At 71.3% G+C, this 12359-nt stretch carries 5 protein-coding genes; all 5 read right to left on the reverse strand.

Translation table 11 applies throughout. The features are described 5' to 3' along the window. Window positions 1-7819: non-ribosomal peptide synthetase (locus G6038_RS15885; protein WP_165038800.1), on the reverse strand; the 7819-nt coding region annotated here is incomplete at its 3' end. A gap of 289 nt (window positions 7820-8108) precedes the next feature. After that, window positions 8109-8456, reverse strand: coding sequence for a hypothetical protein (locus G6038_RS15890; RefSeq protein WP_165038801.1), 348 nt, complete (start codon window positions 8454-8456; stop codon window positions 8109-8111). Between the two features lie 77 nt (window positions 8457-8533). Next, entirely contained in the window at window positions 8534-10498 is a 1965-nt protein-coding gene (locus G6038_RS15895; RefSeq protein WP_165038802.1) for an acetoacetate--CoA ligase, read from the reverse strand. After that, the gene (locus G6038_RS15900; RefSeq protein ID WP_165038803.1) at window positions 10495-11337 is read right to left on the reverse strand and encodes a CoA ester lyase; all 843 of its coding nucleotides are present in this window, start codon (window positions 11335-11337) and stop codon (window positions 10495-10497) included. The genes G6038_RS15895 and G6038_RS15900 overlap by 4 nt, the downstream gene beginning before the upstream one ends. A gap of 139 nt (window positions 11338-11476) precedes the next feature. Beyond that, the gene (locus G6038_RS15905; protein WP_240918522.1) at window positions 11477-12355 is read right to left on the reverse strand and encodes a CoA ester lyase; all 879 of its coding nucleotides are present in this window, start codon (window positions 12353-12355) and stop codon (window positions 11477-11479) included. Window positions 12356-12359: the final 4 nt, after the last annotated feature.

Raw genomic sequence — 12359 nt, forward strand, 5'->3', positions numbered from 1 at the left:
CCTCCGGCGACCGGCGCACCCGCTCCCCGAACAACTCCACCAACGTCGCCGACGGCACCGCCCGCGCCGTGTCGTTCCACACCTCGAGCACCCGCGACCGCTCCACCGGCTCGAGGATCTCCAGATCCCCCACCGCCACCGACGGATCCGCCACCACCTCCTCGAGCACCCGCACGAACCGCGCCGCGAACCCCGCCACCGTCGACGCATCGAACAGATCCGTCGCATAGGTGATCTCGGCGACGAGCCCGTCGGCGCGGCCGTCGTCGTCCGACGACTCGGACAGCGTCAGCTGCAGGTCGAACTTCGCCACCGAGGTATCGATGGCCTGCGTCTCCAGGACGAGACGGGGCAGCTCCACGTGGGTCGACCCGAGATTCTGGAAGGCCAGCATGACCTGGAACAGCGGGTGCCGCGCCGTCGACCGGGCGGGATTGAGCACCTCCACCAGCCGCTCGAACGGCACGTCCGCGTGCGCGAACGCCCCGAGCGCCGCCTCGCGGGCCCGGGCGAGCTGCTCGGTGAACGGCCGGTTCGGGTCCACCTGGGTGCGCAGCACCAGGGTGTTGACGAACATGCCGACCAGGTTGTCGAGTTCCTGCTCGCCGCGGCCGGCCACCGGGGTGCCGATGGCGATGTCGTCGGTGCCCGACAACCGCGCCAGCAGCACCGACAGCGCCGCGTGCACCACCATGAACAGGGTGGTGCCCTGTCGGCGCGCGACCTCGTCGAGCGCGGAGTGGATCTCGGAAGACACGACGAACCGCTCGGTCCCGCCGCGGAACGACTGCCGTGCCGGCCGGGGCCGGTCCGACGGCAGGTCGAGCTGGTCGGGCAGCCCGGCAAGGGTGTTGCGCCAGTACGCGAGCTGATCGGCGATCAGCGACTCCGGGTCGCCCTCGGACCCGAGCAGTTCGTGCTGCCACAGCGTGTAGTCCGCGTACTGCACCGGCAGCGGCGGCCACGCGGGGCGCTCCCACTCGATACGCGCGGCGTAGGCGGCCATGACGTCGCGCGCGACGGGCCCCATCGACCAGCCGTCGGCGGAGATGTGGTGCATGACGATCGCCAGCACGTGCTCGGTCGGACCGATCTCGAACAGGTGGGCCCGGATGGGCACCTCGCTGGTCACGTCGAACCCGGTGGACGCGAGTGCCGAGATCTCCTGCTGCAGATTCTCGTTCGTGATCAACGTGGGCGTCAGGTTGGGCACCGCCGTGGCGGCGTCCGTGACGACCTGCATCGGTCCGTCCGGCCCTTCCGGGTACACGGTGCGAAGCGACTCGTGCCGGTCGATGACGTCCATGATCGCGACCTGCAGCGCGGTGATGTCGAGCTCACCGGACAGCCGCAGGGCGAAGGGCAGGTTGTAGGTGGCCGACTCGGGCTCGAAGCGGTTGAGGAACCACATGCGCTGCTGGGCCAGGGACAGCGGGATCCGGTCGGGACGCGGCCGGGCCACGAGCGGGATGCGGCGGCCGGCGCCGGCCCGGTGTTCGACCCGCGCGGCCAGCGCGACGACGGTCGACGCCTCGAACAGCAGGCGCACGGGCACCTGGGTGTCGAGGGCCGCGCCGAGCCGGGACACGAGCTGTGTCGCGACGAGGGAGTTGCCGCCGAGTTCGAAGAAGTCGTCGTCCAGTCCGACGCGGTCGATACCGAGGACGTCCTCGAACGTGCCCGCGACGATCTCCTCGATCGGTGTGGTGGGGGCGCGGAAGCTCCGCGCCTCGAACACCGGCTCGGGCAGTGCCTTGCGGTCCACCTTCCCGTTCGGGGTGAGGGGAACGACGTCGAGGACGACGCACACCGACGGGACCATGTAGGAGGGCAGGAATCCGGCGACGTACTCGGTGAGCACGTCGCTGTCGAGCCCGGGGTCACCGTGGACGTAGGTGACGAGAGTGGTCTGGCCCGAGGGCATCTCGTGCCCGATCGTGGTGGCGAAGTCGACGGCGGGGTGGGACAGGAAGGCGGCGTCGATCTCACCGAGCTCGATGCGGTAACCGCGGACCTTGACCTGGAAGTCTGTCCGTCCGGCGTACACCAGCCGGCCCTCGTCGTCCCACCGCACGACGTCTCCGGTGCGGTACATGCGCTCGCCCGGCGCGCCGAACGGGGAGGCGACGAAGCGGTCCGCGGTCAGCGCCGGCCGCCGGTGGTAGCCACGGGCGAGGGCGTCCCCGATCAGGTACAGCTCGCCGGACACGCCGACCGGGACGGGGTGCAGCCGCGCGTCGAGCACCAGGGCACCGACCCCGGCGACGGGCGTACCGATGGTGATGGGCTCCCCCGGGCGCAGTTCGCCGCGGGTGGTGACGATCGTGGTTTCGGTGGGACCGTACGCGTTGAAGTAGCGGCGGCCCGGAGACCAGCGGGCGACCAGGTCGCCGGTGGAGACGTCGCCGCCGACGTTGAGGACGCGCAACGTGTCGAGGTCGCGGGGGTCGACCGAACCGAGCACGGCGGGAGTGATGACGGCGTGGGTCACCCCGTGCGCCTTGATCAGGTCGTGCAGTTCGGTGCCGCCCAGCACGTTCGCGGGTGTCACCACGAGCTCGGCTCCGGAGGAGCCGGCCATCAGCCACTCGAGCACCGACGGGTCGAAGCTGGGCGCGCACACGTGCAGCACCCGGGACCGGTCGGTGACGCCGTAGAGTTCGACGCTCTCCTGGACCAGTGCGGCGATCCCGTGGTGGGTCACGGCGACGCCCTTCGGCAGCCCCGTCGAGCCCGAGGTGTAGATCATGTACGCGACGTGGTCCAGGCGCAGGGGGGCGAGCCGGTCCGCGTCGCGGACGGGCGCGGCGGACGCCCGCGCGATCGCCGCGACGGTCTCGGCGTCGTCCAGGGCGTTCCAGTCGAAGTCCGCGGGCAGCTCCGGCAGGTGCCCGGCGGTGGTCAGGCCGAGCACGGCGCCGGAGTCCCCGACGATGTGCCGGATGCGTTCGATCGGGTGCGCAGGATCGATCGGCACGTACGCGGCGCCGGTCTTGGCGACGGCCCACACGCAGTGCACCATCTCCGCCGAGCGCGGGAATGCCAGGGCCACAATTGTTTCGGGACCGACGCCACTGTCGATGAGGACGCGCGCGAGGCGGTTGGACCACTCGTCGAGCTCGCGGTAGGTCAGTGCGGAGTCGCCGCACCGGACGGCAACCGTGTCGGGAGCGAGATCCACACCGGCGGTGAGCAGCTCGACGAGCGGCCGCTCGGCGCGGTGGAGGCCGGGGCCACGGACCGAGGCGAGCCGTGCCGACTCCTCGGGCGCAAGAATGTCGATGTCACCGACGGGCGTGGCGGCGTCGGCGACGATCGTCTCGAGGATCCGCACGAAACGCTGCCCGAAGACGTCGACGGTGTCGGCGTCGAACAGGTCGGTCGCGTACTCGAACACGGCGTCGACACCGGCCGGGCGGCCCTCGTCGTCGGTGCGCTCGACGAGCCACAGCTGCAGGTCGAACTTCGCAATCGGTACGTCGAGCTCGGCCGCGGTGGCGCGCACACCGGAGAACGAGATATCGCGCGCGCCTGGGGATTCCACGGCGATCGCGGCCTGGAACAGCGGGTGACGGGCGGTGGAACGGGGCGGCTTGAGGACCTCCACCAGCCGCTCGAACGGGACGTCCGCGTTGGAGAAGGCACTCAGGTCGGAGTCGCGGACCCGGTCGAGGAGTTCCTCGAAGCGCGCCCCCGGATCGACCCGGGTGCGCAGCACCAGCGTGTTGACGAACATGCCGATCAGATCGTCGAGGAGACGATCCCCGCGGCCGGCGACGACGCTGCCGACGGTGATGTCGTCGGATCCGCTCAGCCTCGACAGGAGCACGGCGTACGCGGAGTGCATCACCATGAACAGCGACGCCTGGTGCGAGCGGGCCACCTCGACCAGCCCCCGGTGGGTCTCGGGCGAGATCCCGAAGCGGCGCTTGCCGCCCCGGTAGGAGGCGACGGCCGGGCGGGGCCGGTCCGCCGGCAGGTCGAGCTGATCGGGGATGCCCTCGAGTTCGCGGGTCCAGTATGCGATCTGTTGCGCGGAGATCGAGTCCGGGTCGGACTCGAGACCGAGCACGTCGCGCTGCCACAACGCGTAGTCGGCGTACTGAACCGGCAGCGGGGACCAGCCGGGTTCGGAGCCGGCGGCCCGCGCCGCGTACGCGGCCACGATGTCGCGCACGAGCGGCTCGAAGGACGATCCGTCCGCGGCGATGTGGTGCAACACCATCGCCAGGACGAACTCGTCGTCCGCCAGGCGATACAGCGCGATCCGGAACGGCAGGTCGACGGTGACGTCGAACCCGCGCTCGGCCAGCGCCACGACCCCGGCGTGCAGATCGGACGCGGCGATGTCGAGCACGGGCACGCGGCTGTCAACGTGCTCGACCGGCAGGATCACCTGCTGCGGTTCGCCGTCGACCGCCGGGTAGACGGTGCGCAGCGTCTCGTGCCGGGCGACGACGTCGCCGAAGGCGGCGTCGAGGGCCGCGGGATCGAGCGGACCGGTCAGCCGCACCGTGAAGGGCAGGTTGTAGGCGGCGGTGCCGACGTCGAACCGGTTGAGGAACCAGATCCGCTGCTGCGCCGTCGAGAGCGGCAGCACGTCCGGCCGCAAGCCGGCGACGAGCGGCCGACGGGCTCCCGACCCGGACTGCTTCGCGACCCGGGCCGCGAGACCCACGACGGTGGACGACTCGAACAGCACCCGCACCGGCACCTGGGTGTCGAGCGCGGAGCCGATCCGGGACACGAGCTGGGTGGCGACGAGCGAGTTGCCGCCGAGTTCGAAGAAGTCGTCGTCGAGCCCGACCTCGGCGACCCCGAGCACCTCGGAGAACGTCTCGGCCACGATCCGTTCGGCAGCGGTGCGCGGGGCCCGGAACATGCGGGCGCTGTTGAACACCGGCTCGGGCAGGGCCTTGCGGTCGAGCTTGCCGCTGGTGTTGAGCGGGAACGCCTCGAGCACCATCAGCGACGCCGGCACCATGTACGACGGGAGCGCCCGCCCGAGCGCCTCGGTCAGCTCCTCGGTGTCGAGCGCGTGCCCGGGGGCGGCGACGAGGTAGCCGACGAGCTGGTCGCCCGTCGCCGTGGGCACCACGAGCACGACGGCCTGCGACACCTCCGGGGCCGCGAGCAGGACCGTCTCGATCTCGCCCAGCTCGATCCGCTGGCCGCGGAACTTGACCTGGAAGTCGGTGCGGCCGATGTAGTCGAGATATCCGCCACCGTCCGCGCCGAGGCGCCACAGCACGAGGTCGCCGGTGCGGTACATCCGGTCGCCGGGCGCACCGAACGGATCGGCGAGGAACCGGTCGGCGGTGAGGTCGGGCCGGCGCAGGTAACCGCGCGCGAGCTGGACACCGGCGAGATACAGCTCGCCGGGCCGGCCGGGAGGCACGGGGCGCAGCCGGTGGTCGAGGACGTAGGCGCGGCTGTTCCACTGCGGCACGCCGATCGGGACGGTGGTCACGTCCGCGGGGCCGGCGCGGTGGTAGGTGATCGAGACCGCAGCCTCGGTGGGTCCGTAGAGGTTGTGCAGCTGCGCGGTGCACAACTGGGCGAACGCGGCGGCCGTCTCGGCCGGCAGGGCCTCGCCGATCACGAACACGTGCCGGAGCGTGTCGCACGAGGCGGGGCGGGCGTTGGCGACGAACACGGTGAGCATCGACGGGACGAAGTCGGTGACGGTGACGCCGTGCTCGGCGATCCTGTCGGCCACGTACATCGGGTCGCGGTGGCCGTCCGGGGTGGCGACGACCAGGGTCGCACCGACGCGCAGCGGCATGAAGAAGCCCCACAGCGACACGTCGAACGTCGTCGCGGTCTTCTGCAGGTACACGTCGGACGCCGACAGCGCGTACTGGTCGTTCATCCACCGGATCTGGTTGTCGATCGCCCGGTGGGTGACGGCGACGCCCTTGGGCCGCCCCGTGGAGCCGGAGGTGAAGATGACGTAGGCCGTGGTGTCGAGGCGCACCGGCGCGAGCCGGTCGGCGTCGGAGAGCGGGCGCGTGTCCAGGCCGGTGGGGTCGAGGCGGTCGATCTCGACGACGTCGAGGCCGGCAGGCAGGTCCACCTCGTCGCGCGCGGTCGTGACCACGCAGACGGGCCGGGCCGTCTCGAGGATGTAGGCGGTCCGGTCCGCGGGATGGTCCGGGTCGATCGGCACCCAGGCGCCGCCGGCCTTGACGATCGCGTACATGCCGACGAGCAGTTCCAGGGAGCGCCGCACCGACAGCCCGACCAGGGACTCGGGTCCCACGCCGCGGGCGACGAGCAGCCGCGCGAGGGCGTTCGCGCGGGCGTCGAACTCGGCGTACGTCAGGCTCTCGCCCTCGTACACGAGGGCTGGGGCGTCCGGTGTGCGCGCCACCTGTTCCTCGAACGCCGCCAGCAGCGTGCGGTGGTCGAGGGGGTGCTCGGTGCGGTTCCACTCGGTGAGCACCTGGGCGGTCTCGGTGCCCGTTCCGAGGGGCAGGTCCCAGACGCGCCGGTCGGGATCGGAGGCGACGAACCGGTCGAAGAACTCCACGAACCGGGAGTGGTGCGCACGGGACTCCTGCGCGCCGTACAGGTTGGGGTTGGACTCGAAGTCGATGTGGGTGTGCGTGCCGCCGCTCTTGTAGACGTTGACGCCGAGGTCCTCGATGAGACCGGTGGACAGGATGTTGATCCGTCCGACCATGTCGCCGAGGCGGACCTCGTTGTCGAACAGCATGATGTTGATCCACGGCCCGAAGAACGTCGAGCGGCCGCCGGCCGCGCTGCCGGCGTCGCGGACGATGTCCTCGTGGCGGTACCGCTGGTGCCGCAGCGCACCGGAGACCGCGGCGGTGGCCGCCTCCACGAGCTGCCGCACGGTGGTGCCGGAGTCCACGTCGAGCCGCAACGGCACCACGTTGGAGACCATGCTGCCGGACCGGCGCAGCACCGCGGTGGTCCGCGCGGCGACGGGCAGGCTGAGCACGACGTCGGTGCGGCCGGTCATCTGGGCCATGTAGGCGGCGAAGGCGGCGATCACCGCGGTCGCGAGGCTCGTGTTCTCGCGTTCGGTGAAGTTCTCGACGAGCCGCTCGACGCGGTCGCCGAGGGCGGCGCTGTCGATCCGGCTGACGGGGGCCGGCGGGGCGGTGCGCCCGGCCAGGGTGGTGGGTTCCTCGATGCCCTCGATGGCCGTCGACCAGTACTCGCGGTCGGTGTGGAACCGGGGTGAGTTCCGGTAAGCGATCTCGGCCTCGTACACGGTGCGCACGTCCGAGGCCTTGTTGGGGCTGGGCTCGGCGCCTTCGACGGCGGCGGTGTAGAGCTCCGCGATGCGCGTCATGAAGGTGGCGGCACCGAAACCGTCGAGGGCGAGGTGGTGGACGCGGTTGTACCAGAAGTAGCGGCGCTCGCCGATCTGCAGGACGGTGGCCGAGATGAGCCGGTCCTTGAGCACGTCGACCGGGGTGCTGCGGTCGGCGCGCATCCATTCCATCGCGGCCTCACGCGGATCGTCCTCGTCCCGCAGGTCCACGTATCCGATGGAGGCGTCGAGGTTCGGATCGACGAGCTGGTACGGCTGCGCGTCGACCTCGAGGAAGCGGAGGAAGCCGGAGCCCATCTCGAGGGCGGCGCGGGCGCTGGCCCCGAGCAGGAGGTCACGGTCGAGGTCGCCCGCCAGCTCGACGTACTGGGCGATGTTGGCGGGCACGGAAGGATCGACATGTTGCGCGAACCACATCCCGAGCTGCGCCGGGGAGAGGGGGAAGGCACCGTCCGGCACGTTCGCCGCGTTCGTGTGCGTCGCACCCGATCCGCCGACACCCAGCGAGTCCAAACCCCAACCTCTCTCTCACCGTCGGACGCAGGCCCGACCGTCGCGCCCGGTGGCCCGGGCGAGCACCGTGCTCAGGTATATCTGCAGTTCAGGGGAGGAGCGTTACACGGCGGACTACGGCGCGAACGCCGCGAGACCCGCCGGGACAACGATCCCCCCACCTGTCGGCGCGGAGCTGCCCGAGCAGGTTACTCGCCGGTCGCCTTCCGGCCGCGTGACTTGCGCACCGGACCAATCTACAGGGTCGGTAAGGTCGGCTTCATCTTCGCCGCCGGGGGTGTCGGAGGCCTCACCACAGCACGGCGATGACCACGTTGAGGACGCCGAGAGCCCCGGCCGCGTGTGCGAGGGCGGCGGTCGAGCCCGGCTTCTGCCGTTCCCTCTTCATCCCGAGGATCGCGAGCACGAGGATGACGACGGCGACGACGAGCTTGATGCCGATCTTCATGTGGTTCAGGTCGGCGCCGTCCGCCTCGTTGAGCCCGACCAGTGCGAGACCGGTCACCACCTGCAGGATCGCGCCGTGCAGCATGCCGGCCACCACGCGCGGCTCCCTGATCACGGCGAGCCAGGAGCCGATGATCCCGGCGAGGCCGATGAAGTGCAGGATGAGGAAGATGTCGATGGCGAGCGTCATGCGGTCATCGCATCACCCGAGCAGGACGGATGTCCAATCAGGTTCACCCCACCGGATGCCCTGTTCGGTGACACGGGTCACCGCGCCTCCTTCCGTTGCCCCGCGTACCAGTCGAGCAGCTCCGGCGCGTCGACCGCGCTGCGATCCACCGTGCGCGCCGCGTCGGCGCCCTGGAAGAGCCGCTTGATCGGCACCTCGAGCTTCTTGCCGGTGCGGGTGTGCGGCACACCGGGGGCGGCGACGATGTCGTCGGGGACGTGCCGCGGAGAGGCCTGCTCCCGGATGACCGCGCGGATCTTCTCCCGCAGCTCGTCGTCGAGCTCGACGCCGTCGGCGAGCACCACGAACAGCGGCATCCAGTAGCCGCCGTCCGGCTGCTCGGCACCGATCACGAGCGCCTCGACGATCTCCGGGAGTTTCTCGACGGCCTGATAGATGTCGGCGCTGCCCATCCGGACGCCGTGCCGGTTGAGCGTCGAGTCGGAGCGCCCGTGCATCTCGACCGTCCCGCGCCCGGTGATCGTGATCCAGTCGCCGTGCCGCCACACCCCGGGATAGACGGAGAAGTACGCCTCGCGGTAGCGGTGCCCGTCCGGGTCGTTCCAGAAACGGACCGGCATCGACGGCATCGGGGCAGTCACGACGAGTTCTCCGACGTCGCCACGGACCGGGCGGCCGTGTTCGTCGTACGCGTCGAGCGCGACGCCGAGGTACGGCACCGACAGCTCGCCGGGCCGGATCGGGACGGTGCGCACCGCGCCGACGAAGGCCGACACCACGTCGGTGCCGCCGGTGATGGACATCACCGGCACGTGTTCACCGACGTTCTCCGCCAGCCACCGCGACGAGGACGCGGGCAGCGTGGACCCGGTGACCCCGACGGCCCGCAACGCGGACAGGTCGTGGTCCCGCCGGGGCACGACGTCCGCCTTGATACAGGCCAGCACGTAGCCGGGACTCGTGCCGAGGACGGTGACCCGTTCCTCCGCGGCGATCCGCCACAACCGGTCGGCCTGCGGGTGCGACGGGCTGCCGTCGTAGCAGACGATCGTGGCCCCGACGAGCAGCCCGGCCGCCTGGAAGTTCCACATCATCCAGCTCGGGCTGGTGTACCAGAAGAAGGTGTCGTCGGGCCCGAGGTCGGTGTGCAGCGAGACCGCCTTGAGATGCTCGAGCACCACCCCGCCGTGCCCGTGCACGATGCCCTTCGGCAGGCCGGTGGTCCCGGAGGAGAACACGACCCACAGCGGATGGTCGAACGGCACCGGCTCGGGGTCGAGGGGATGGTCCCCGACGGTCGCCGCCTCCCAGGTCAGCGCGCCCTCGAGGTCCTTCCGCGGACCACCGAGCCGGGGCACCACGACGGTCAGCGCCAGCGACGGCAACCCCTCCCGCAGCCGGGCGACCGCCTCGGCCCGGGGATGGGTACGGCCGGCGAACCGGTACCCGTCGGCGGTGATCAGGGCAGCGGGGTCGAGTTGCCCGAGCCGGTCCAGGGCCGCGGGAGCCGAGTAGTCCTGGCCGCAGGCAGCCCACACTGCGCCGATGCTCGCGGTGGCGAGCAGCGCGACAACGGCCTCCGGGATGTTCGGCAGGTAGCCGACGACGCGATCACCGACGCCGACGCCGTGCTCGCGCAGCGTGGCGGCCAGCGCAGCCGCCTGTCTGCGCAGTTCGGCCCAGCTCAGCTCGGTGCGCTCCCCGTCCTCGCCGACGTACACGATCGCCGGGCGATCGTCGCGCGCGTGCCGCAGGGCCTGCTCCACGTAGTTCAGTCGCGCCCCGGGGAACCAGACCGCCCCGGGCATCGAGGCGTCGGCCAGTGCCGGTCCCGGATCGGTGCGCGACCGCACGTCGAACCAGTCCCACACGTCCTGCCAGAACCGCCCGAGATCATCGACGGACCACCGCCACAGGGCGTGGTAGTCGGGAAGGGTGAGGCCGTGGCGCTGCTCGACCCAACGGGTGAAGGCGGTGATGCGGGCGTCCGCGACGTCCTGTTCGGTCGGGGTCCACTGCGGTGGCACCGGCGTGTCGGTCATGCCGTCGCGCCCCCTCGGTGATCGCCCGAGCGGGCCTCGACGGAGCGGTGCAGGATCTGCTCCGCGTGCCGCAGCACCGGCGCGTCCACCATCCGGCCCTCGAACTGGAACACCCCCCGCTCCTCCGGCACCGCCGCCAGCACCCGCCGCGCCCACGCCACATCCTCCGGGCTCGGCGCGTACGCGGACCGGATCACCGCCACCTGACCGGGATGGATCGCCACCTTCGCATCGAACCCGACCGCCACCGCGTCCAGCGCCTCCGCCCGCAACCCGTCGTGATCCTTGATGTTCAGATACACCGAGTCCAAGGCGAACCGCCCGTACGCCTTCGCCGCCAGCAACGCCTGCGACCGCACGTGCCGCGCCACGTCCCGATACGTCCCGTCGCCCCGGCGGGACGACTGCCCACCCAGTCCGACCACGAGATCCTCCGCACCCCACATCAGACCCACCGTGCCCGCGGCCAGGGCGATCTCGTCGACCTTCAACGCCCCCAGCGGGGACTCGATCAGCGCGATCACCTCCCGCGGCGCCAGCGACGTCACCTGCTGCGCCGACTCGCACTTGGCCGGCATCACCCGCACGTAGTCGGTGGCCGCCAGCGCCTTCAGGTCTGCCTCGTGATCGTCGGTGCCGACCGGGTTGAGCCGCACCACCGTCCGGGCCGGATCGAGCAGGGTGTCCTGCAGGCACCGGCGCGCGTAGTCCTTGTCCCCCGGCGCCACCCCGTCCTCGAGATCGAGGATCACCACATCCGCCGTCGCGGCCGCCTTGCCGAACCGCTCCGGACGATCGGCCGGACAGAACAACCACGCCGCGCCGCCGACGCTGTACATAGAGACCTCCTCCATCGGGTGATCTCTTCGATGATGCGGTCCGGGCACCGCGCTGTCAGGGCAATCGTGACCCGAGCGCGGGACGGGTGGTCGTCCGCGCGGGAATTCCGCGCGGACGACCAGGAAGAGCGCGGATCCGTCAGGCGCCGGCCGCGGCCTCCGACTGCCCGGCCGCTGCCTCCGACTGCCCGGCCGCTGCCTCCGACTGCACGGAACGGTGCAGGATCTGCTCCGCGTGCCGCAGCACCGGCGCGTCCACCATCCGGCCCTCGAACTGGAACACCCCCCGCTCCTCCGGCACCGCCGCCAGCACCCGCCGCGCCCACGCCACATCCTCCGCGCTCGGCGCGTACGCGGACCGGATCACCGCCACCTGACCGGGATGGATCGCCACCTTCGCATCGAACCCGACCGCCACCGCGTCCAGCGCCTCCGCCCGCAACCCGTCGTGATCCTTGATGTTCAGATACACCGAGTCCAAGGCGAACCGCCCGTACGCCTTCGCCGCCAGCAACGCCTGCGACCGCACGTGCCGCGCCACGTCCCGATACGTCCCGTCGCCCCGGCGGGACGACTGCCCACCCAGTCCGACCACGAGATCCTCCGCACCCCACATCAGACCCACCGTGCCCGCGGCCAGGGCGATCTCGTCGACCTTCAACGCCCCCAGCGGGGACTCGATCAGCGCGATCACCTCCCGGGGCGCCAGCGACGTCACCTGCTGCGCCGACTCGCACTTGGCCAGCATCACGCGGGTGTAGGGGGTCTTGGCGAGGGACGCGAGATCGGCGAGGTGGTCGGCCGTGCCGACCGGGTTGAGCCGCACCACCGTCCGGGCCGGATCGAGCAGGGTGTCCTGCAGGCACCGGCGCGCGTAGTCCTTGTCCCCCGGCGCCACCCCGTCCTCGAGATCGAGGATCACCACATCCGCCGTCGCGGCCGCCTTACCGAACCGCTCCGGACGATCGGCCGGACAGAACAACCACGCCGGACCACCCATGGAGTCGACGGAACCCATGCTT

Origin of the sequence: Rhodococcus sp. 14C212 (assembly GCF_011058195.1) — a bacterium.
Taxonomy (GTDB): Bacteria; Actinomycetota; Actinomycetes; order Mycobacteriales; family Mycobacteriaceae; genus Rhodococcus; species Rhodococcus aetherivorans.

What these genes read in the sequence shown, in the direction of transcription:
- G6038_RS15890 (WP_165038801.1), bottom strand. Translation starts at nt 8,456, where the DNA reads ATGACGCTCGCCATCGACATCTTCCTCATCCTGCACTTCATCGGCCTC.
- G6038_RS15895 (WP_165038802.1), bottom strand. Translation starts at nt 10,498, where the DNA reads ATGACCGACACGCCGGTGCCACCGCAGTGGACCCCGACCGAACAGGAC.
- G6038_RS15900 (WP_165038803.1), bottom strand. Translation starts at nt 11,337, where the DNA reads ATGTACAGCGTCGGCGGCGCGGCGTGGTTGTTCTGTCCGGCCGATCGT.
- G6038_RS15905 (WP_240918522.1), bottom strand. Translation starts at nt 12,355, where the DNA reads ATGGGTTCCGTCGACTCCATGGGTGGTCCGGCGTGGTTGTTCTGTCCG.